Origin of the sequence: Halobacillus sp. GSS1 (assembly GCF_017307035.1) — a bacterium.
Classification (GTDB): Bacteria; Bacillota; Bacilli; order Bacillales; family Halobacillaceae; genus Halobacillus; species Halobacillus litoralis.
Genome location: NZ_JAFLHE010000001.1, coordinates 975,077 through 997,054, shown reverse-complemented (window position 1 = coordinate 997,054; position 21,978 = coordinate 975,077). Strand labels below are relative to the sequence as shown.

At 42.3% G+C, this 21,978-nt stretch carries 24 protein-coding genes and 2 riboswitches; of the genes, 13 read left to right on the top strand and 11 right to left on the bottom strand.

The window, feature by feature from the left end:
- Positions 1-173 precede the first annotated feature (173 nt).
- A complete protein-coding gene (locus J0K78_RS05275; RefSeq protein WP_206945710.1) occupies positions 174-797 on the top strand; it encodes an MBL fold metallo-hydrolase in 624 nt (207 codons plus the stop codon).
- A 62-nt stretch (positions 798-859) separates the two neighbouring features.
- Here the strand turns inward: J0K78_RS05275 and J0K78_RS05270 are convergent, their stop codons facing one another.
- Complete coding sequence (locus J0K78_RS05270) at positions 860-1,105, bottom strand: DUF2626 domain-containing protein (RefSeq protein ID WP_146812856.1); 246 nt, start codon at positions 1,103-1,105, stop codon at positions 860-862.
- A gap of 246 nt (positions 1,106-1,351) precedes the next feature.
- On the opposite strand from J0K78_RS05270, the gene J0K78_RS05265 reads away from it, so the two are divergent.
- Positions 1,352-1,735, top strand: a complete 384-nt coding sequence (locus J0K78_RS05265) for a Spx/MgsR family RNA polymerase-binding regulatory protein (RefSeq protein WP_206945709.1) — start codon at positions 1,352-1,354, stop codon at positions 1,733-1,735.
- A gap of 364 nt (positions 1,736-2,099) precedes the next feature.
- Here the strand turns inward: J0K78_RS05265 and J0K78_RS05260 are convergent, their stop codons facing one another.
- The 6 genes from J0K78_RS05260 to comGA are packed head-to-tail and all read right to left on the bottom strand — an operon-like array spanning position 2,100 to position 5,596.
- On the bottom strand, positions 2,100-2,519 hold the full coding sequence (locus J0K78_RS05260; RefSeq protein ID WP_206945708.1) for a ComGF family competence protein: 420 nt from the start codon (positions 2,517-2,519) through the stop codon (positions 2,100-2,102).
- Positions 2,503-2,835 (bottom strand): type II secretion system protein, encoded by a 333-nt coding sequence (locus J0K78_RS05255; RefSeq protein WP_206945707.1) that lies wholly within the window; start codon positions 2,833-2,835, stop codon positions 2,503-2,505. Before J0K78_RS05255 ends, J0K78_RS05260 begins: the two co-directional genes overlap by 17 nt.
- Positions 2,822-3,274, bottom strand: coding sequence for a competence type IV pilus minor pilin ComGD (comGD, locus tag J0K78_RS05250; protein ID WP_370551062.1), 453 nt, complete (start codon positions 3,272-3,274; stop codon positions 2,822-2,824). The genes J0K78_RS05255 and comGD overlap by 14 nt, the downstream gene beginning before the upstream one ends.
- The gene (comGC, locus tag J0K78_RS05245) at positions 3,246-3,563 is read right to left on the bottom strand and encodes a competence type IV pilus major pilin ComGC (protein ID WP_160914976.1); all 318 of its coding nucleotides are present in this window, start codon (positions 3,561-3,563) and stop codon (positions 3,246-3,248) included. The genes comGD and comGC overlap by 29 nt, the downstream gene beginning before the upstream one ends.
- Before the next feature lie 16 nt (positions 3,564-3,579).
- A complete protein-coding gene (locus tag J0K78_RS05240) occupies positions 3,580-4,632 on the bottom strand; it encodes a type II secretion system F family protein (RefSeq protein ID WP_206945705.1) in 1,053 nt (350 codons plus the stop codon).
- Positions 4,586-5,596: a competence type IV pilus ATPase ComGA gene (gene comGA / locus J0K78_RS05235; protein ID WP_206945704.1), complete on the bottom strand. Its 1,011-nt coding sequence runs from the start codon at positions 5,594-5,596 to the stop codon at positions 4,586-4,588. The genes J0K78_RS05240 and comGA overlap by 47 nt, the downstream gene beginning before the upstream one ends.
- 91 nt (positions 5,597-5,687) lie before the next feature.
- On the opposite strand from comGA, the gene J0K78_RS05230 reads away from it, so the two are divergent.
- Together J0K78_RS05230 and J0K78_RS05225 are read left to right on the top strand one after the other, a co-directional pair.
- Entirely contained in the window at positions 5,688-6,176 is a 489-nt protein-coding gene (locus J0K78_RS05230) for a shikimate kinase (protein WP_242517695.1), read from the top strand.
- Positions 6,177-6,224: 48 nt separating this feature from the next.
- Entirely contained in the window at positions 6,225-6,407 is a 183-nt protein-coding gene (locus tag J0K78_RS05225) for a YqzE family protein (protein ID WP_089651741.1), read from the top strand.
- 89 nt (positions 6,408-6,496) lie between these two features.
- Here J0K78_RS05225 and J0K78_RS05220 read toward each other — a convergent pair whose 3' ends face one another.
- Positions 6,497-7,336, bottom strand: coding sequence for a YqhG family protein (locus J0K78_RS05220; protein WP_206945702.1), 840 nt, complete (start codon positions 7,334-7,336; stop codon positions 6,497-6,499).
- Positions 7,333-8,976: a DEAD/DEAH box helicase gene (locus J0K78_RS05215; protein WP_206945701.1), complete on the bottom strand. Its 1,644-nt coding sequence runs from the start codon at positions 8,974-8,976 to the stop codon at positions 7,333-7,335. The genes J0K78_RS05220 and J0K78_RS05215 overlap by 4 nt, the downstream gene beginning before the upstream one ends.
- A gap of 167 nt (positions 8,977-9,143) precedes the next feature.
- A riboswitch (glycine riboswitch) is annotated at positions 9,144-9,233 on the top strand.
- A 3-nt stretch (positions 9,234-9,236) separates the two neighbouring features.
- Positions 9,237-9,328: riboswitch (glycine riboswitch) on the top strand.
- A 64-nt stretch (positions 9,329-9,392) separates the two neighbouring features.
- Between J0K78_RS05215 and gcvT the strand changes: the two genes are divergently transcribed.
- From gcvT to gcvPB, 3 genes are read left to right on the top strand one after another with little or no spacing between them, the layout of a single operon-like run.
- Complete coding sequence (gcvT, locus tag J0K78_RS05210; protein WP_206945700.1) at positions 9,393-10,493, top strand: glycine cleavage system aminomethyltransferase GcvT; 1,101 nt, start codon at positions 9,393-9,395, stop codon at positions 10,491-10,493.
- Between the two features lie 18 nt (positions 10,494-10,511).
- A complete protein-coding gene (gcvPA, locus tag J0K78_RS05205; protein ID WP_206945699.1) occupies positions 10,512-11,861 on the top strand; it encodes an aminomethyl-transferring glycine dehydrogenase subunit GcvPA in 1,350 nt (449 codons plus the stop codon).
- On the top strand, positions 11,854-13,317 hold the full coding sequence (gcvPB, locus tag J0K78_RS05200) for an aminomethyl-transferring glycine dehydrogenase subunit GcvPB (RefSeq protein ID WP_206945698.1): 1,464 nt from the start codon (positions 11,854-11,856) through the stop codon (positions 13,315-13,317). The genes gcvPA and gcvPB overlap by 8 nt, the downstream gene beginning before the upstream one ends.
- Positions 13,318-13,976: 659 nt before the next feature.
- On the opposite strand, the gene J0K78_RS05195 is transcribed toward gcvPB, so the two are convergent.
- Positions 13,977-14,357 (bottom strand): rhodanese-like domain-containing protein, encoded by a 381-nt coding sequence (locus J0K78_RS05195; protein ID WP_206945697.1) that lies wholly within the window; start codon positions 14,355-14,357, stop codon positions 13,977-13,979.
- A 371-nt stretch (positions 14,358-14,728) separates the two neighbouring features.
- Between J0K78_RS05195 and J0K78_RS05190 the strand changes: the two genes are divergently transcribed.
- From J0K78_RS05190 to J0K78_RS05180, 3 genes are all read left to right on the top strand, one after another.
- Positions 14,729-17,302 carry a vitamin B12-dependent ribonucleotide reductase gene (locus J0K78_RS05190; RefSeq protein ID WP_206945696.1) on the top strand — a complete coding sequence of 858 codons (2,574 nt, stop codon included), beginning with the start codon at positions 14,729-14,731 and terminating at the stop codon, positions 17,300-17,302.
- A gap of 192 nt (positions 17,303-17,494) precedes the next feature.
- The gene (gene mntR / locus J0K78_RS05185) at positions 17,495-17,926 is read left to right on the top strand and encodes a transcriptional regulator MntR (protein ID WP_160914954.1); all 432 of its coding nucleotides are present in this window, start codon (positions 17,495-17,497) and stop codon (positions 17,924-17,926) included.
- Between the two features lie 281 nt (positions 17,927-18,207).
- Positions 18,208-19,095 (top strand): patatin-like phospholipase family protein, encoded by an 888-nt coding sequence (locus J0K78_RS05180; protein ID WP_206945695.1) that lies wholly within the window; start codon positions 18,208-18,210, stop codon positions 19,093-19,095.
- 30 nt (positions 19,096-19,125) lie between these two features.
- On the opposite strand, the gene J0K78_RS05175 is transcribed toward J0K78_RS05180, so the two are convergent.
- Positions 19,126-19,533, bottom strand: a complete 408-nt coding sequence (locus tag J0K78_RS05175) for an SA1362 family protein (RefSeq protein ID WP_206945694.1) — start codon at positions 19,531-19,533, stop codon at positions 19,126-19,128.
- A 347-nt stretch (positions 19,534-19,880) separates the two neighbouring features.
- Between J0K78_RS05175 and J0K78_RS05170 the strand changes: the two genes are divergently transcribed.
- Genes J0K78_RS05170 through J0K78_RS05160 form a run of 3 tightly spaced genes read left to right on the top strand, consistent with a single transcriptional unit; the run spans position 19,881 to position 21,961 of the window.
- A complete protein-coding gene (locus J0K78_RS05170; protein ID WP_206945693.1) occupies positions 19,881-20,396 on the top strand; it encodes a YqhR family membrane protein in 516 nt (171 codons plus the stop codon).
- Positions 20,397-20,441: 45 nt separating this feature from the next.
- The gene (gene aroQ / locus J0K78_RS05165; protein ID WP_206945692.1) at positions 20,442-20,903 is read left to right on the top strand and encodes a type II 3-dehydroquinate dehydratase; all 462 of its coding nucleotides are present in this window, start codon (positions 20,442-20,444) and stop codon (positions 20,901-20,903) included.
- Positions 20,900-21,961, top strand: a complete 1,062-nt coding sequence (locus J0K78_RS05160) for a M24 family metallopeptidase (RefSeq protein WP_206945691.1) — start codon at positions 20,900-20,902, stop codon at positions 21,959-21,961. The genes aroQ and J0K78_RS05160 overlap by 4 nt, the downstream gene beginning before the upstream one ends.
- The last annotated feature ends 17 nt before the right edge of the window (positions 21,962-21,978 follow it).

Below are 21,978 nucleotides of genomic sequence, written 5' to 3'. Positions count from 1 at the left end.
CTTTTCATTATTATCATCCATAAAGGATAGATGTTATACTATATGTAGTTATTATTGGTACTTATCTATTTTATAGTATAAACAAAAAATTGTCGAGTTATCTACATTATTTTTACACATTGTACGATAAAGCCGATAAACGTATAAAGAAACGAATAAATGAGGTGGAAAAAATGAAGAAAATAACCAGGTTGCCGCTTGGACCGATCGCTACAAATGCTTATATCATCCATGAAAACCATAAAGCGCTAGTCGTTGATCCGGGTGGGGATTTTGAAAAGTTGCAGAACTATTTACAGGAAAGAGAACTCGACGTTATTGCCGTTCTATTGACACATGCGCACTTCGACCATATTGGAGCTGTTGATGCAGTTAGAGATGCTTATGATGCTCCTGTCTACATACATGAAAAAGAAGCGGAATGGCTGGGGGATCCACAAAAGAATGGCTCGGCCTTATTCGGTTTAGGGGAAATTACGGCTCGACCAGCGGATTACTATTTTGAGATGGGTGAAATGCAAATAGGGGACTTCCCATTTGAAGTCCGTCATACACCCGGACATTCGCCGGGAAGTGTTTCCTTTGTATTTAGAAACCAACGTCTTACGATTGCTGGAGACACTTTGTTCCAACGAGGAATTGGTCGTACAGATTTGCCGGGAGGAAATCGTGAATTGCTTGAAAAAAGCATTAGGGAACAACTTCTCCCGTTACGTAATGATATGCGCATTTTTCCAGGTCACGGCCAGCCGACTACAATCGGTGAAGAGCGGGAAGAGAATCCTTTCCTAAATTAATCAGTGTGATGAGCTTGAAAAAAAGAACCTGTCATCCTTAAAAAGGATGACAGGTTCTTTTTTTAGTGTCCGCCAAATCCTGGTACTAAGATAAAGGAACAATAATACGTGAATCCAATCATAAAGACTGTCAAGTATGAGAAAAATATGTACACATACATACGTTCTGACAGCTTAAGGTAACCAATAGTAAGGAAAAAAGCCGTTTGAACTAGTGATAATAAGGAAGCCTCCATCATATCGCCTGTATAGAACATGACAGCGAAGATACCTGTCCAAAAGGCCAGTACTCGAAACATTCGATCCATGCTTTTTCCCCCTCCTTTTCTATCGTTAAACTATCATTCATATTATAAACGACCCGGATACAATTGTAAATAAAACGTATTCATCTTTCATTTCTCAGTATTTGTATTCCCAGTTGTGCTTATTCTTTAACCCGCCAAGTTGTGAAAAATATTTGTCTAAATGAAAAAAGGAGTTTAAAATATTGTACAAAGGTTATACAATCAATATACAATAAAGTTATACAAAAAAAGCGAGGAGCGTTAAACATGGAAGAGTTAAAATTCTACACATACCCAAGTTGTACATCCTGTCGGCGCACAAAATCATGGTTAAAAAGTCAAGGGGTGGATTTTAACGAGCAGCACCTGTTCCGTGAGACTCCTACCGCTGACGAATTAAGAAGGATCCTCTCACTGACCACTCACGGAATTGATGAAATTTTAGCGAAGAGAAGTAAAGAGTTTAAAACACTTGACCTAGATGTAGAGGACTTAACCTTGAATGAATTTCTGGAGTTGGTTATTGAGAAGCCTAAGCTGTTGAGACGTCCGATCTTGACCAATGGAAATAAATTAGTCATCGGATATGATTTGGATGGACTTCGTGGGATTACAGATAAAAGAATGGAATATAAACAAAACATCTCATAAAAGCATCGTCCCTCGAAGAGGGGCGATTTTTTATGGGATTTGAAAAGTTTTGAGCTGAAATGAATTGCCATTTACTACTATATGCCACAAGCATACCCATTGAATTTCCTTACGTGAGCATTCCGCTGCGCTTTCACCATCAGGGGTAAGCAGGGTAGTAGAGTATTGCATTTGTTCTTTAGGGATCTTTTTTAATTCTGTATTCAATTTCAACCGTGAAGTGTCCAGAATGTGTTGTTTTATAACTGAAGCTTGATGACTTTTGACGAGGTGAAGGTGGTTTTTGTACTGGTTGATGGTTGTTAATGTGACTATGAGAAGTAGGAAACAAAGAATAAGCATCCACGGAAAGACAACACCATGGTCATTGTGTAAGGTGGATTTTTCGCGTGTATAGCTGGTCATGAATGTTTACCTCCATAAGAATTGAAGGAGATTCATGAATAAAAGATATAGACTCTATATTTTGTACAAGGGTTTCGTGTCCAGAACCGTCGACAGTTCTCCTGAAAATTGTTCCATACTGTTCCATGACAATGTGCCGGTCCTGCTTATCAATGAATGAGATGAAATGATCAGAAACGTTAAAGGTACGGGATTGGTTGATTTCCCATTGTATGACTGCGTTCAGTTGATCAACCGATAAATCAGAGTAATAGTCATATCCTTTCAGTAAGGAAAATAAGGGGATGGAGATCGTTAACAGAATCATGGTCGCCATCAGACTGATTAAAACTTCTGATAAGGTAAATGCGGTTTCATTTGGACTATTCCCTTTTATCATGCAAACAGAACTCCTTGTTTTCATTTCTTTGGTTTTTCCATAATACGCAGCCTGCAATCCATTCACCCTTGGTTTGGATGACTATAGTCATTTCATAAGTTAATACATGTTTTGATTTATAAGGAATTGGACCATGCTTCATCCTGTGTTCAAAGAATTCATTATGAAGCAGCGTGACGGCATCTCTTTCTACTTGAAGGTCCTTCTTTGCAGTCTTTATCTCGGTAAGCAAAGGAAGCGTAAATAATGCAATGATCATCAAAAGGGTAAAAGCACTTAAGGTCTCAACCATCGTGAAGCCTTCAGATTTCTTCAATTCGCAACCTGCTCGATCCAAATGGAAAAACTATCTTATAGGTTTTATTCGGGGCATAAAGGTACATTGTTCCTGCTTTTTGAATGATCCCCTTCTGATTGAATCGCACCGTTGGCTGGAGAGTAGTCAAGCGCATCGCCCATTGCTCTGGCAATTTCCTAGTGAAAATTGGTTTTCTTTCTTTCGTGTCATATAAAACATAGCCTCCTGATTCTTGGTCGAAATTCAGTGTATAGTAAACATGATCATTCATGGAAAGGTGTTGTGTAAGGAGAAGGTCTTCCTTTAATTGTTGAAGGGTAAGGTCTGCTTCAAGTTTCTGGTAGGTGCGGTACTGCAAAGGAATGAAACAGGAAAGGAGTATGGACCAGCACAATAAAACGATGACCATTTCAGTGAAAGTGTAGCCGTTACGTTCCGGTTGGTGATGTTTTCTCACTGACATTTCCCTCTGAGCTTATTACCAATTCTGTACCGTCAGGACATGTACCTTGGGAGATATATTCTTCATCCACCAACGTTTGAATAGACGCTGGGAAAGTTTCGTGTTCAATAAAGTACGCCTGCACTTGAGCCTCTACAGTTTTTTGGAGTGCTTCACACCCTTTAGATTTTACAGAATCACTGTTCTTGGACATGTTAGGGATTGTGATGATCAACAATATAGAGATGACAAGTAGAACAATAAGCATCTCAATTAATGTGAATCCTCTTTCGTTTTTTACCATGAGAGTTCCTCCTCGTTTAAATTTGGTTCATCCATTGATACAGAGTGAGCATGATGGATGCGTAGATCAAAATGATGACAGTGGCGATTATGATGAAGAAAGCAGGCTGAATGACATGGAGCCACGTGGATATCTTTTGACTGAGGTACTCCATCAAGAATTCTGCAAGAAGTTCAAGTTCATCTTTTAAAGCTTCGACGTCGTTGGTGTGATGGAATATATTTGTTAGTTCCGGTCTGAATAACGGACAGCTGTAAATCGCCTGAGCAAAAGTTTTACCGTTGGACAGTTCTTTTAAGAGTTCATTACAGTAATGAGAGAGTAGTTCATAATTTTCATTCCCATAAATCATCTCAATTGCATCCTTTAGTGGAAGACCTGCCTGAAGTAAAGAGTGGAGGTGGGTCGTGAAAAGGAAGGAAACGGAGTAGGATTGATACAGCTTTAAAAGAGAGATTCTTTCATAAAATGCCAGCTTTTTTTTAAAAGGCATCCGCGGTAAGATAATCATAATGGCCATAAAGAGAATGGCAGTCAGTAAAACAAGAATGCCCAACCCATTCATGACATGCATGAGAATGACCATCAGGTGGAAGGTTCCGTCTTTCTTGCCTTCAAATAGATGTACAAAATTCGGGATCACGGTTTTTTGTAAGATTGTGCAAGCAATGATGAGGAAAACAAATAAGAAAACGGGGTATCGGATAACCTTCACAAATTTCTCTTTGTAATCCTTCTTCATTTGCAGCATGGCTTGACACTGATGAAAGCTTCTCGATAAGTTATGGTGGATCTGGCTGAAGTAGAGGAAATTGGTCACGGAAAGGGAGAATCGTGCTTTCACAAAAGCTTCCTGGATAGGGTCTCCGGCGCTGAGGTGCTGTGTCAACGTGTCACAAGTGGATTTTAGTTTTCTGTCCCACCCAGTCATTTGCAGAGCATCGTGAAGCGGATAACCTTTGTCCAAAATATGACTGCACCTTTTAAAAAACAGAATTTGCTGACTGACAGGTAAAGGCGGGTCACGAAAACTGGTCCACTTCGTCTTTTGCAACAAAGCCAAGTGCATAGGCTTTCCTCCTTAAGTTTCTGAACGATTGAAAATTCTGCTGGTGATTGGTCTGTCCTACAATGGCTCTTTTTAATGAGGGACCTTCCAAAAGCTCTAGAATTGCTGTTCTCTTCGGTAAATGCTTGGCTCCCTTAAGAGAGATGAGCTGTTGAGATGCAATGGCAATCATGGTTTGGTCGATATCGGTTTGTTTGATACTCATCTCTTTAAGACGGTGAATGGTACCATGTGCATCCCGCGCATGAATCGTGCTGATAACAAGGTGTCCGCTTAAAGCGGCACGAAACGCAAATTGAGCGGTTGATTTGTCTCGGATTTCCCCGACCATTAAGAGGTCAGGGTCATGTCTCAAGGCTGCTTTTAACCCCGTATCATATGTCACACCTGCACGCTCATTCACTTGTACTTGAATAATGTTGTTTAAATTTTTCTCAATGGGGTCTTCAAGAGTAATAGCCTGAAAGGAATTTGAGGAGGTGAGGGATTGGAGCAAGGCATACAAGGTAGTGGTTTTTCCACTTCCGGTCGGTCCTGTGAAGAGGATCATGCCACTTCTGTAATTCAACCAACGCTGGATTTTTTTAAGTTGGTAAGGAAAAAGAAAAAGCTGTTCAAGTGGAGTATGGGCCATCGGTCTTAGAATGCGAATGGCCAAACTTTCGGTTCCGGTTATGGGGAGGGTGGACAGGCGCAGGTCGAATGTGTTCTGATTGGAGCGGTGCTGGAGTGTACCGTTTTGAGGTCGTTTGTGTTCTCCAATATCCATCCCTGAAGTGAATTTGAAGTAGGAAAGAAGCTTCTTGTATATGGGAATTGGGGTCGTGGAGTGGAAAATACGGTTTCCATGGATACGGAAATGAATGGAGGCTGTTTCTTCATAAGGGGAAAAGTGGATGTCCGTAGCGGTTTGCTGGATTGCGGAAACGATAAGGTCATGGGCATATTGAGCGATGGATTTCAAACATTTATCACCTCTTTCGTATTATTTTGGCCTTTTATTGTATTCGACATAAAGGGACTAATTCCTGCAATAACTTTTTAAAAGGAGGAAAATGATAGTGATTTTTTTAATTGGCTTCATGGGAAGTGGCAAGTCTACAATAGCAAAAATGGTAAGTGAAAAAACAAGTTATTCTTACATAGAAATGGATGAGGCTATTGAAGAAGCAGAAGGAATGAAGATTCGTGATATGTTTGCGCTAAAAGGAGAGCAGTACTTTCGGGATAAGGAAACAGAATTCTTGAAGAACTTAAAAGAAGAAGTTGTCTTGTCTACAGGAGGAGGAGTCATCCTCCGGGAAGAGAATCGTGAACTCATGCAAGAAGGGACCGTTGTTTACTTAAAAGCAGAATGGGAAACGATTGTGGAAAGATTGGCTGGTGACACCGACCGTCCCTTGTGGAAAGGTGATGTCTCAGAAAAGAAAAAACGCTTTGATGAACGTCTGAGTTTATATGAACAGACGGCAGATATAGTCATACATGTGGACCAGAAGACTCCGGAAAAGATCACTGAAGAAGTAGTGTCACGTCTAAAATAGCAGGGTTTGGAGCATACTAAAGGCAACAATGGAAAAAGAGGGGTTCTCATGAATCAGAATGATTATGTAAAGTTTTTGACAGAAGAAGTTGTCAAGTATATGCACATGTCTAAGGATGAGAAGCAGCAACGAAAAGAATCCAAGCCCTCCAAAAAATCTTCCTTTTACTGGTTCGGATTGCTTCCTTTCGCTTTGAAAATGTTTAAAAGAAAACGAATCAACAATCATTGAAAGAGTAAGAAAAGCCGCTGAGACCCTCAGCGGCTTTTTTCGTTTTCACAAACTGTGGATTTATGATTTCTGGAACTACTCAAACTTTCTTATAGATGTCTATCTGATGGAGTGTCTGAAACTTCATGCTGTATCCAGGACTTGCTGGTTTCCTGTGAAATATAAAATAGTCCCCCATTGATGACTTCCATTTCTATATAAGGTTTGTATCGATTATCGAGCTGCTCACGCTCTTTCGTGAAAGAATCCAAACCGATGTCTTCAGACTCATAAAAGGATTCCAGCAATTGGGTTTCTTTTTCAAGATGGTGCAGAGAATCTTTCGCCCATTGATGATCGAGCGAACCTACATACGTTTCAATATGTCGTTCCATGCGTTTATATGCGTGTGATAAGGAAATGACAGGCCTCATCGGGAATGTATAGTCCGAAACGGTGGTTTCAAAATTCATGTCCATCATTTTGTCCATCATTCCAAGCATCATCGTCCCGTGGATTAAATTGATTCCTATGGAAACAGATTCATCCCTGGTATGTTTCCCACGGAAGTGCAGAAGCCCATTAACGACAAGCCAGGGACTCATGGCCCGGTTTTGTCCCGTGGTCTGATGCACTACTTCATAAAGCCTGGCTGTCCGTGCTTTAGAAATTGCTGTATTGTACAAGCGGTGAAGTTTAGGTGTTCCTGCATGAAGATAAATGCCGCCTGCCTGTTTCTGATCCGTATCGCTGAAGGTCAGCTTCATTGGAACGCCTTCTCGATTCATTTTCTTCATGTAATGCCAGTAAAAAGGACGATTCATGATTTCCTCATCCATCTCGTTGGTAAGCTGTACAGTGAAATGGGAAGGAGAATCGCTGATGATGGTACAACCGTGAGATGAAAAGAACTGTTTGACGAACGATTTGTGTGGGTTTGGGGCATTCAACTCGATTCCCTCCTTTCATTCACCGTATGCTCGACATAACTGACTAAATTGTTAAGCTTGATGTCAACTTCTCCTTGACTTTCCGATTGTTTAAGAATGGATTGAATTTGATGCTCGAACGACCCGCCTGGAATTTGCTCAAGGATATGATCCAGGTCACCGACCGCATTTTTGAACATTTCGATCTTCTCATACAGCATCTTCATGATGTGATCCTCAATCGTATCTTTGATCGCAAAGTTAAAAATTTTAACGTCGTGCTCCTGTCCGAAGCGGTGAATCCGTCCAATTCTTTGTTCAAGGCGCATGGGGTTCCAGGGAAGATCGTAGTTGATCATGTGGTGACAGAATTGAAGGTTGATCCCCTCTCCCCCGGCTTCTGTTGCGACCATCACCTGGGCTTTGTTCTTGAACAATTGTTTCATCCAATCCCGCTTGCTCTTATTGAATTTTCCGCTGAATGGAACGGAAGTAATTCCGTTCTGTTGGAGATACCACTGCAAATAAAATTGGGTGGCGCGGTATTCTGTAAATACAATGAATTTCTCGCCTGTTTTTTCAATGAGTTCAGTCATACGTTTGGCTTTCACATGATGAGGGACCTGTCCGATCGCTTCAATGTATTCATCATAGAGGTCAGCTTTTTCTTCCGGTGCATTTTTCTTCAATTGGTTCAGGGACATGTAACAAGCTTCTCTGGATGAACATAGTTCTTTTGCAAGTGTCAGCCACGTAAAGGATGGGTGACTCGCTTTTAGATGTTCTAGTTTTTTGTACATGTCCATTTCTTCATCTGAAAACGAGAGTCTTTCGTTGACGACTTTACGCTTGGAGGAATCGAGTCCGGTGTCTTTTCTCCGGTTCCGTATCATTAAATGCCCGACAAGAGAATGGATGTGTTGGATATTATCCTTATCGTCAGCATTTTCTTTATATTTCTTCTTGAAATCGGTCAAGTTTCCTAGGTAACCAGGTTTTAGAATGGATACTAAATTAAACAAATCACTCAATTTGTTTTGAATGGGTGTAGCAGTCAATAGAAGACAATAAGTTTTTTTCAAGGATTGTACGAATTGGTAATTTTTCGTTTGATGGTTCTTGAGCTTATGAGCTTCGTCAATAATGATAAGATCGTAATCGATATCGAGAATGATTTCTCTGTGATTTTCTCGTTTGGCCATATCGATGGAAGTCACTGTTACGTCCCATTCTTTCCATGAGGCCTGTTTCTTACGGGGAGAAGCAGCCTGAATATAAAACTTTTCATTTAGTTCTTGAATCCATTGGTTTACAAGGGAAGCGGGTGTCAAAATGAGAATTTTTTTAGCTCTTCCCCTGATCATATATTCTTTTAGAATCAGTCCTGCCTCTAAAGTCTTTCCGAGTCCTACTTCATCAGCTAGAATGGCGCGCCCATTCATCTGATGGACGGCTGTTTCTGCTGCTTCAATCTGGTGTTCCATAAAATCTACATGGGGGAGATGTTCAAGAGCAAGGAGGCCGTCGAATTTTGGTACGGTTTTAAATTGAGCAGCCTGATACGCAAGCTTAAAACCATCCCAGGTTGTGAGTTTGTCGGGATGTTCCAGGTTCTCGCTCAATAATCCAATAAATGACTGGTCTGGATGAATTTCGATCATATTTGTAGCCCTCCATCAATAGGGATGATAAAAGATTGCGAATTATTGTAGAATTACCATGTCTTTTGTGAAAGTCGCGTGATATAATGATGCTGAAAATATACAAAATAATGTTTGAACTTTACACAATAGTATGCCCGGTAAAATCTAGAAAAATACGAAAGCGAATGACTGTAGAGGGAGAGACCACGTACGTGGCGCCGAAGGAGCAAGCAATCATTTGTGAATCTCTCAGGCAAAAAGACCTCTATAGGACGCAACTCTGGAGAGTGTTTGCATTTTGTGTGCAAACCACCCAAGAAGCAAGCGTCAGGTTTTCCTGATGTGAATCTTTCTGGTGAAACGGACAGAGACTCCCGTACAAGCGGTGAAGTCTCTTTTTTTATGGGCGAAATCAGTGATGAGGAGTGGTTCCAATGGCAGATTTGAAACGAACACCGTTATACTCTGAATATAAAAAACTCGGAGCGAAAACCATCGATTTTGGCGGCTGGGATTTACCTGTGCAGTTCTCCAGTATCAAAGAGGAGCACCAAGCTACACGAACAGCCGCAGGGTTGTTTGATGTCTCTCACATGGCAGAAGTGATGGTGGAAGGGCCGGATAGTCTTCCCTTTCTGCAAAAAATGCTAACGAACGACGTATCCAAGCTGGAACCAGGGAAAGCTCAATACACGATTATGTGCTATGAGGATGGCGGGACGGTGGATGATTTGATCGTTTACCACCTTGATCAAGACAAATATCTCCTCGTTGTGAATGCAGCAAACCGGCAAAAGGACTATGAGTGGTTGAAAGAACATCAGGGAGGCGACGTAACCGTGGAAGACGTCTCTGATGAATACGTACAACTGGCTGTCCAAGGACCAAAAGCGGAAGAAGCGCTTCAAACCATCACGGAAACGGACCTTTCGACTATTAAGTTTTTCCGGTTTGAACAAGGCGTAACATTGAAGGGCGTCGATGGAGAGGCTCTTGTCTCCCGCACAGGTTATACAGGGGAAGACGGCTTTGAAATTTATCTGCATGCAGATTCAGGAGCCCAGTTATGGCAAACCATCCTTGAGGCGGGTGAACCGTTTGGGTTGAAGCCGGTTGGACTCGGGGCTCGTGACACGCTTCGTTTTGAAGCAAACCTCGCCTTGTATGGCCAGGAGCTTAGTAAAGAAATCACTCCGATTGAAGCCGGATTGAACTTTGCAGTGAAAGTGAATAAAGAGTCAGACTTCATTGGTAAGGATGTCTTAAGACGACAAAAAGAAGAGGGACCTGGTCGAAAGCTTGTCGGAATAGAGATGATCGATAAAGGGATTCCGCGTACCCATTACGATGTCCTGGACGGCGAAGAAGTCATCGGCTTTGTTACTACAGGGACTCAATCACCGACCCTTGGGAAAAACGTTGGCCTGGCACTGATTAATAGCGAATACACAGCTGAGGGGACTGAAGTGACGGTTCAAGTCCGAAAAAGGAAACTGAAAGCGAAAGTCGTCAAAACACCTTTTTATAAAAGATAAATTGAGGGGGATGGAAGCATGGAGTTTCGTTATTTGCCCATGACAGAAAGAGATAAAAAAGAAATGCTGAATGTCATCGGTGTTGAGCAGTCCGATGAACTTTTCTCAGACATACCTGAAAGTATCCGTTTTAAAGGTGATTTAGAAATCAAAAAACCTAAAAATGAATTTCAACTGATGAAAGAGTTGACAGAGCTGGCTGGAAAGAACGTTGATTTGAAATCTCATACCTCTTTTCTTGGTGCGGGTGTTTATGATCATTACATTCCTTCTATTGTAGATCATGTGATTTCAAGATCAGAATTTTACACGGCTTATACTCCTTATCAGCCTGAAATTTCTCAAGGTGAGCTGCAGGCCATTTTTGAATTTCAGACAATGATCTGTGAATTGACGGGGATGGATGTAGCAAACTCCTCCATGTACGATGGAGGGACGGCTTTAGCTGAAGCCGTTAACTTGTCCGCAGGTCAAACGAAGAAAAAGAAAGTACTCGTATCGAAAGCCATTCACCCTGAATCGTTAGCTGTTATCCATTCCTATGTCAAAGGACCAGGCGTGGAAGTGGTGGAGATCAACCATAAGGATGGTAGAACAGATCTTGAGCAATTAGAAAGAGAAATCGATGAGGACACCGCAAGTGTGGTGGTTCAGTATCCGAACTTCTTCGGTCAAATCGAACCACTGGACCAGGTTAGAGCTATTGTAGATACACAGAAAAAAGCGATGATGATTACATCAAGCAACCCCCTTGCATTAGGATACTTAACGCCTCCAGGTGAATTTGGAGCCGATATCGTTGTCGGAGATGCGCAAGTGTTTGGAATACCTGCACAGTATGGTGGTCCTCACTGTGGATATTTTGCGACGACGAAGAAGTTGATGAGAAAAGTGCCGGGGAGACTCGTTGGACAGACGGTGGATGAAGAAGGCCGTCGCGGCTTCGTATTGACCTTGCAGGCTAGAGAGCAGCATATCCGTCGTGATAAAGCCACTTCTAACATATGTTCCAATCAAGCCTTGAATGCTTTAGCTTCTTCAGTAGCCATGTCTTCGCTTGGTAAACAGGGCCTGAGAAAAATGTCCTGGATGAATATCCAGAAAACAGCCTATATGAAGAAGCAGCTCCAGGAAAAAGGCATGGAGGTTGTTTTTGACGGGGCATTCTTTAATGAAATTGTAGTGAAATTGAACAAAGACGTGAAAGAGCTCAACCGCCTCCTTCTTGATCAGGGGATCATCGGAGGATACGACCTTGGTGAATTCGATGAAAAATTGAAGAACTGTATGTTAGTTGCCGTAACAGAGATTCGGACAAAAGAAGAGATTGATATGTTTGTCAAGGAAGTGGGGGATCTTCATGTCTAACCAGGACTTTCCGTTAATATTTGAATTGAGTCAAGAAAGTCGTACGGGATATAGCTTACCGGAGTTCGATGTGCCGGAAACAGATGTCGATGACATGATTGGAGCAGGCTATGTCAGAAAAAGTGAACCAGACCTGCCTGAAGTAAGTGAGCTGCAAATTATGCGTCACTACACGGGTCTTTCCAAAAGAAATCACGGGGTGGACTCAGGTTTTTACCCTCTTGGTTCCTGCACGATGAAATATAACCCGAAAATGAATGAAGATGTAGCTAGGCTGACTGGATTCAGTCATATCCATCCTTACCAGCCTGCAGAAAGTGTTCAGGGAGCATTACATTTAATGTATGATTTGCAGGAATCCCTGGCTGCAATTACAGGTATGGATACTGTTACCTTACAACCGGCTGCCGGTGCTCATGGGGAATGGACGGGGCTAATGATGATCCGTGCTTACCATGAAGCAAGGGGAGAGACAAACCGGACGAAAGTCATTGTACCGGACTCTGCTCATGGTACGAATCCTGCCTCAGCTACAGTCGCTGGTTTTGAAGCGGTAACAGTGAAGTCGGATGAGAGAGGACTTGTGGACCTTGAAGACTTGAAGCGAGTGGTCGATGAACAAACGGCAGCTCTAATGCTTACCAACCCGAACACTCTTGGCTTGTTTGAAGAGGATATCGAAGAAATGGCGGCCATTGTGCATGAAGCAGGTGGAAAGCTTTATTATGATGGTGCAAACCTCAATGCCATTCTTGGTTATGCACGACCAGGGGACATGGGCTTCGACGTGGTTCACTTAAATCTTCATAAAACGTTCACAGGCCCTCACGGAGGCGGAGGACCAGGCTCAGGTCCAGTCGGAGTTACCGCTGAATTCGCTGAATATTTGCCAACACCGATTTTGAAGAAGGAAAATGACTTGTATGTGTTTGATTATGACCGCCCACAATCAATTGGAAGAGTGAAACCTTACTATGGAAACTTTGGAATTAATGTCCGTGCCTATACGTACATCCGTACGATGGGGCCGGAAGGGTTGAAAAAAGTGAGCGAATACGCCGTCATCAATGCGAATTACATGATGCGACGCCTTCAAGAGGAATTCGATCTACCATTCGATCGTCATTGCAAGCACGAATTTATCCTGTCTGGTAAACGTCAGAAAAAGCTTGGGGTCCGCACGTTGGATATGGCGAAGCGTCTTCTTGACTTCGGCTATCATCCACCGACTATATACTTCCCGATCAATGTGGAAGAGGCTCTTATGATCGAGCCGACGGAAACGGAATCAAAAGAAACGCTGGATGATTTCATTGATCGTATGATTCAAATCGCACACGAAGCGGAGAATGATCCTGAGAAAGTTCAAGAGGCACCTCATACGACGATTGTGAGTCGTATGGATGAAACGCAAGCTGCGAGGAAACCTGTTTTAAGATATCAAAAAGAACAATAACAAAACCCGGAGTCCATCTACATATGGACTCCGGGTTTTATTTCTTAAACAATATGACAGGATTGTTGAAGACTCAGTTTCGAGACTTTCCAGGGCTCGTTGCCCGGGTTGAGCGTCAGGGGTGGCTGGGAAGCTACTCGCTTTCCTGTGGGGGAGCGCCGAGCTTGCTCGGACTGCGTCCTGCGGGATCTCGCCGATCTCCTTTCTCCCACGGGAGTCTCGCAGCTTCCCAACCACCCCATTCAAAGAGGGGGTAAACGAACCCCTTCACCAAAGTTGGATGGTCTTCCACTATCCCGGTTGTTGTAGGCATAAAACGCTCTGTATCAAGCTCTCAGGGTTCAAGTACCTCGGCTTGGGAGTATTATCCTTATACTCTCATCAAATAGAATAGATGATTATTCATGAAGTGGTTTCGAGACACTGATATTAGCAAAGGGGCGGAGGGGAATGGAGAGACTCCTGCGGGAAAAAAGTGCATGGTGAGACCCCACAGGACGTAATCCGAGGAGGCTCACCGCGCTCCCGCGGACAGCGAGCTATTCCCCGAAGCCCCCATCCACACAACAAAAGTCTCGAGACTGAGTCTTCCGCAATCGGGAGCTATAGTTTAAGGTGAAGAAAAGAAAATCCCGGTTCTTTGAGAACCGGGAGGGTGGTTACTTTTTCGCTTTGACTTTACCATTCCACTTTTTGAATCCACCTTCAAGCATATTGAGGTCTTCATATCCTTGCTTGTGGAGCATCATTGCGGCACGTGCGGAACGGGCGCCGCTTTGGCAGTATAGATAAACAGGTTTGTCTTTGCGGATTTCAATAAGGCGGTTTTTCATTTGAGACAATGGAATATTTCTTGCCCCTAGAATGTGACCGCCATCAAATTCCTTCGGTTCACGAACATCAATCAACTGGGCTTTTCTGTACCCTTCGCGGAACTTGTCTTCCGGTAATGTGGTCATGATCTTTCTAGCTTTGAAGAATCTATACAAACCGAAAGCGATAATTAATAGGATCGCTGCGATTAAGATCCATAAATCCATCTTTCCATCCCCCTCATTTCTCTATTCCTCTATCTATTATAGGAGGGAATGAGGAGTATTTCAAAAAAATTTTTCAGAAACATGAGTGAAATTGTTATTTTGTCGAGGATTGTAGTAGGTGATAGGATGCAAATGATGAAAAAGCTGAAACAAACAACAAGGGAGAGGTTTTTCTTTTAATCTCTGGGATATACGTTTAATATCTCAAGATTTTCCGATTGACAAGTTTCTACATATTCGTTCAACAGCACAATATATGGTGACTGAAAATTATCACAACACAATATATTGATTATCTTTTTGCAGATGTGGTATGTTACATATATCAAATGAAAATTACTTAGTTTTTAGTTTAAAGGGAGAGATGCAAAATGCAGACGACCACCTCCATAGATGTACACACAAAAATTGATGTGGACCGCCTCAATGCAGATATAAGGCAGTTTCCACAGGTTCATGAGATTACTGAATCCATGGCAATTACACACAAAGGTGTCTCACGACTTGTGATGCTGGACAGGTATGCGTTTAAAGATACAGAAAAGTTGACTCTTGCAGAGGGTGATTTCGTAGTTCTTACAGTGAAGGACGATCCGAAGTTCCCTGCCCGTGGTTTTGGGTTTATTCATTCTATTGATTGGCAGACTCACCAGGCTATAGTAAGGGTGGAAGATGAATTTTTAAATGTTCTTGAGCATGAAGAGGAACGAAAAACAGGTTTGATCAAGCGTAGCCTTGACACGATCGATAAACCTTTGGAAGTCTACTATGAGCAGATCGCCCTTCGTAATGCTTCAGGGCTTTCTGAAGTGGAAACGGATATGGAAAAGAAACAACAAAGCTTCAATGATTTCTATGAAGAGTTATCGGAGTTGAATTTCATTCCAGCCGGACGTGTTTTGTATGGCGCAGGTTCTCAAACCGACGTCACATATTTTAATTGTTATGTGATGCCATACATTCAAGACTCCCGTGAAGGCATATCGGATCATCGTAAGCAAGTGATGGAGATCATGTCCCGTGGAGGTGGAGTGGGAACGAACGGCTCAACACTACGTCCTCGGAACACGCTGGCTAGAGGAGTGAACGGCAAATCTTCAGGTTCAGTTTCCTGGCTCGATGATATTGCTAAGCTTACACACCTTGTCGAACAAGGTGGTTCAAGACGCGGGGCGCAAATGATTATGTTATCTGACTGGCACCCTGACATCCTTGAATTTATTATTTCTAAAATGCAAAATACGCGAATTCTCCGTTTCCTCATTGAGAATACCGAAGATGAAACGATCAAACAGTTGGCTAAAGATAAATTGAAATTCACCCCGCTCACAGAAACAGAGAGGGACTTGTACCAGAGTGTGGTCAATTATAAACACATCCAAGGGCAAGGAGGATTTACGGATCAAAGCATTCAAGAAGCAGAAGAAAAGCTTCACCTCGGCGGGAACTATACCGTTCATAACTCTGAATTTTTGACAGGCGCCAACATTTCTGTGTGTATCACGAATGAATTTATGGAAGCCGTGGAAAATGATGCTGATTATGAGCTGCGTTTCCCGGATGTTGAAAATTATTCAGCAGAAGAAATGAAAATTTACAATGAAGAATGGCATCAAAGTGGAGATGTTCGTGAATGGGAGGCGCGTGGATTCGATGTACGCACCTATCGTACAGTAAAAGCCAGCGAATTGTGGAACCTTATCAATATCTGTGCTACGTATTCAGCTGAACCAGGCATATTCTTTATTGATAATGCCAATGAGAAAACAAATGCAACAGCATATGGACAGAAGGTAGTCGCTACAAACCCTTGTGGTGAACAGCCCCTTGCTCCTTATTCTGTATGTAATCTCGCTGCGGTCAATCTGGCAAATGTTGCAGACAAGGACCGCAAGCAGGTCGACTTTGAAAAGCTCAAGAAAACGGTTCGTCGTGGTGTCCGTATGCAGGACAATGTCATTGACGCAACTCCGTATTTCCTGGAAGAAAATAAAGTGCAGGCCCTTGGAGAACGAAGAATTGGGCTTGGTGTTATGGGCCTTCATGACTTGTTGATTTATTGTGAAACCACTTATGGATCTGAAGCAGGAAATCAACTGGTCGATGAAATTTTTGAAGCCATCGCTACCACGGCTTATCGTGAGTCGATTGAACTTGCAAAAGAAAAAGGAAGTTTCCCATTCTTAACAGGAAAAACGCAGGAAGAAACGAAAGAACTGCGTGAACGTTTTATTCAAACGGGCTATATGAAGGAAATGCCGGAAGATATACGCCAGGATGTACTGACATATGGAATTAGAAACTCCCATCTCTTAACTGTTGCTCCTACAGGAAGTACTGGTACGATGGTGGGCGTAAGTACCGGACTTGAGCCTTACTTTTCATTCTCCTATTACCGAAGCGGTCGTTTAGGTAAATTTATTGAGGTGAAGGCAGATATTCTTCAGGAATATTTGGATGCCCATCCGGAACAAGATCCTAATGAGTTGCCGGATTGGTTCATTACCGCAATGACAATGAGCCCTGAGGCACACGCTGATACACAGTGCATCATACAGCGTTGGGTAGATAGCAGTATTTCCAAGACAGTCAATGCTCCAAAAGGGTACACCGTTGAACAAGTGGAAAGAGTGTACCAACGTTTATATCGTGGAGGTGCCAAAGGTGGTACGGTCTACGTTGATGGAAGTCGGGATAGTCAAGTATTATCGTTAAAAGCAGAAGAGAATGACTTCGAGGGAGAACAGACGGAACTGTTTGAATCGGAAGACAAAAAACCTCATGTTGTACTTATGGACACGATCCATGAGCTAGATAAGACGAACGTTACAATCGGATCTGAAGTAGGAGATACGTGTCCCGTTTGTCGCCAGGGTACGGTTGAAGATATAGGTGGTTGCAATACTTGCACGAACTGTAATGCGCAGTTGAAGTGTGGATTGTAAAAACACAACCGGTCGTTTTTAACGGCCGGTTTATTTTTTTGATTCCTTTCATTGTGTTAGAGATCAAGTACAGGCCTTGCTTGTCACTGGTAGGAATCTGGTGTATCATTTTAATGTGGAAACATATGCTATAAAAACCGTCCGCCATTCAGTGTAGGGCGTGTACATAAGACAGGGTATTGGGGGTTCAACATGCCGACACCTAGCATGGAAGATTACATTGAACAAATCTATATATTAATTGAAGATAAAGGTTATGCACGAGTTTCTGATATAGCTGAAAATCTCCAGGTACATCCGTCCTCCGTTACGAAGATGGTTCAGAAACTTGATCGAGACCAATACTTGAACTATGAAAAATATCGAGGATTGATTTTAACACCAAAAGGAAAGAAAGTCGGGAAGCGTCTTGTTTATCGTCATGAACTATTGGAGCAGTTCCTGGAGATTATCGGGGTCGATCAGGAGAATATTTATGATGATGTTGAAGGTATTGAGCACCACATGAGTTGGAACTCTATCGACCGTATTGGTGATCTCGTTCAATACTTTGATGAGAAACCAGAGCGTGTGAGTGCGTTAAGAGAAGTTCAAAAAAAGAATGAAGAACAGAATGATGAGTAAAAAAGACGCATGGGATCCCATGCGTCTTTTTTTATGCCGAATTTTTTATACACATCATTGATCCGTTATCCTGATATTATTGTAATGTTTTATATATACTTTAGGTCTTCATCGGCCATTTCGTACCCAAATGCCTCGGACACTGTGCAGACGGGGGAACTATTAATTGCCAGCGAAAGACAAGGTATAGCATCATAAATAGCCTTGCCTTTGAATTCGTCTGCTTTCGTTCTAATTTGCCAAACCCGTGTTTATAATGAAGTAAAGTGGGGTGAAGCAGGATGAAAGTGGACGGTGTTTTTTCCGGCGGCGGTGTGAAAGCCCTTGCTTTCATTGGAGCTCTTGAAGAATTAGAAGAGCAAGGATACACATTCAAACGAATGGCAGGAACATCCGCTGGTGCCATTTTGGCTAGTTTGACAGCCGCCGGCTACACAGCTAGAGAACTGAAGGAAAGACTCAATCATCTTTCGTTTCTTAGTTTAGTAGACGTTCCATTGTCAGATCGCCTGTTTCCATTTATGAAATGGCTTCTTTTGTATTATCGGATGGGGCTGTATAAAGGGAATCAGTTGGAAAATGTACTGGAGGAGTGGCTTGGTGAGAAAGGCGTGCGTACGTTTGCAGACTTACCGTCCGGGTCATTAAAGGTGATATGTTCTGACCTGACTTTAGGGAGAATTGTTGTGATGCCTGATGATTTGAAGAAAGTTTACGGCATTGATCCTGCTACTTTCTCTGTAGCCAAAGCTGTAAGGATGAGCTCAGGACTCCCCTACTTTTTTATTCCTGTAAAAATCCACGGAAAACGTGGAAGGTCCATTATTGTAGATGGTGGAGTGTTGAGTAATTTCCCTCTGTGGATTTGGGAAAAGCAGGACGGCTGTCGTACCAGACCTATAATTGGAATGAAGTTAAGTGATGAACCAGATAAATTACCAGAACAGAAAATCAAAAATGCCATTCAAATGTTCCACGCACTTTTTAAGACGATGCAGCAAGCTCACGATGCAAGATACATTTCCAAGGCGTTGAGTAAGGATATTATCTTTATCCCGGTCAGTGGAGTAGAAACAACGGATTTTGATATGAGTAAAGAAGAAAAAGAAACCTTGATGGCATTAGGTCGTGAACATGCAAGTAAATTCTTGAAACGATGGAGCAGATGAACCAAAATACGAAATGAAAAAATCGAGCCATTAGAAGGTGGCTCGATTTTTTCCTTTGCTTTTACTGCCTTCAATCACACGAAGCTGTGGCCCACTCGAACGTTTCCGATTTTTTCTACCTAATGCAGACGCTTTGGTCTGGGCTTTGGCTACGGGGCTTTTCTTAATGGCAGGTGTGGGCTGCTTGTATTTTTGTTTGGATTGTTTAACTGCTTGCTTGTATTTCTTCATTTCATTTCGGTTTCCACCTGCTGCCCCTCCTATACCGCGCTTGCGGAGGAAGAAGAAGTAGATGGCACCGTAAATGAGAACAGCGATTCCGATCATCATAACGATCGAAGTGAGAAAGCTGGTTGTGTTCGTAAACAACTGAACGCCAACAAAGAAAATGGCTAAACCAATCAATGTGTAAATGACAGGAGTCATCCAATTACGCATGATATTTTCCTCCCTTCTCGTAGTGGTCGACTATGAATATCTGGTTATTGAACTATACCCTTATTTCAACACTATTCATCATCAGATGCGGCGGATGGTAGGCTATTATGTGCTATTTAAGATTGTGTCCTTTATAGAATAAAATATGCAGGCCCATCATTATTTTTGAATGGTGAAAGAGTACGTTTTAGTAAACTCTTTCCTTCAAAGGGGCTTGTTTAAACAATAGAATATTAAATTTGGTTGGACTTTTATTTTACCTCAAATTCTTATGAAGCACTAGCCCAACAATCGAAAAGAGCATGAAAAAATTGGGGTTGGTTAAAATGAGAATAGAGGTGATGATGATGGCTGAAAAACAAAAAGACCAAAGACAACAAGAGCCACAGCAAAGTGTCATAGCAAAAGCATTAGTCACAGGGTTTACTGCCGGGATTTTATGGAGTGGTTTAGGGGCGGTTGCGTATTATTTCAATTTCACAGAAGTGTCTCCTGCCTCCTTCATTTTCCGATCATTCTGGCAGACGGATTGGACGGGTACATGGCTTGCTGAAGTACTAGCTGTTCTTATTCTAGGGATATTATCTTTAGGGACAGCTCTTATTTACTATCTTCTTCTGAAAAAAAAGAATGGGATGTGGCCAGGTGTTTTTTATGGAATAGGGCTCTGGGCGGTCGTTTATCTTCTATTAAGCCCCATCTTTCCAGCAATTCCGGCTTTTATGGAACTAAATAGTGATACATGGGTGACAACTGGTTGTTTGTTTATTTTATACGGGGTTTTTATCGGGTATTCCATCTCTTATGAATACAGGGAGTTCAATGAGACAGTGAATTCTTATTCAAATCAAGGGAGAGTATGATAAACTTAAAGTGTATGACAATTTTGGAAATGGTGGGATTGGTGAATGGGGAAGAAGCGGCTGTTTTTAATCAATGGGCCGAATTTGAATAGGTTAGGCAAGCGGGAGCCGGAAACTTACGGAAAAAAATCTCTTGAAGATGTTGAGGTATTGGTCGAGCAAACGGCTTCGGAGCTCGGGTATGCAGTCACATCTTTTCAGTCCAATCATGAGGGGGATCTCGTCGATTGGATTCAGCGGGCTGAAGAAGAGGCTGAGGGGATCATCATAAACCCGGCAGCTTATACACACACAAGCATTGCTTTAAGGGATGCCATTAGTGCAATCTCAAAACCTGTGGTAGAGATCCATATTTCAAATGTCCATGAACGGGAATCTTTCCGCCATATCTCGATGTTAGCACCGGTTTGTTCAGGCCAAATAGTCGGCTTTGGAATCGATGGCTACCGATTAGCGACATTGGGGATGATCCAAAAGATAGAAAGTGAAGGGAGAAATCATTCGTGAGTAAACTTTCAAATTTAAGAAAATCGATTGCGTCAAATGAACTAGATGCCCTTTTAATTATGAGTCCGAAAAACAGAAGGTATATATCAGGCTTTGCCGGTTCTTCTGGAGCTCTTTTAGTGACGAGGGACGCAGCTGTTTTAATTACAGATTTCCGTTATACAGAACAAGCGGCAGAGCAAGCGAAAGAGTTTGAGATCCTCGAACATAAAACACCTATGCCGAAAACAGTTGCTGAAAAAGCAAAAGAATTAGGTTTGAAACGGATCGGATTTGAAAAAGATCATGTTACCTACACGCTTTTTGAACAATATAATGAAGCTTTAGAGGCAGAACTCGTCCCTACATCAGGCCTTGTGGAAAAATTACGCTTGATTAAGACGGATGAGGAGATTAGTATATTAAAGGATGCCGTTAAGATTGCTGATGATGCTTTCGAACATATTCTTAGTTACATAAAGCCTGGTGTGAAGGAGATTGATGTATCTAATGAACTGGAGTTCTTCATGCGTAAGCAAGGAGCGACCTCTTCAAGTTTTGATATTATCGTTGCATCAGGATATCGTTCAGCTCTGCCCCACGGTGTGGCTTCCGAAAAGGAAATCCAATCCGGAGAGCTTGTGACGCTTGATTTTGGTGCCCTTTACAAAGGGTATTGTTCTGATATCACAAGAACAGTAGCTGTAGGCGAAATCAATGATCAGTTAAAGGAAATCTATGATACCGTTTTACAGGCCCAGTTAAAAGGTATGGAAGGAATAAAAGAAGGCATCACAGGTAAGGAAGCCGATGCGCTGACACGTGATTATATAAAAGAAAAAGGGTATGGCGAATATTTCGGTCATTCCACAGGTCATGGAATTGGTTTGGACGTCCACGAAGGGCCTGGACTTTCCTTCCGTTCCGATGTCACTCTTGAAGAAGGCATGGTCGTGACGGTTGAGCCGGGCATTTATGTTCCGAACGTCGGCGGCTGCCGTATTGAAGATGATACAATCGTGACGAAAACTGGAAATGAACGACTGAGCAAGTCTACCAAAGAATTAATCACGTTGTAATTTAAAGGAGGAAGACA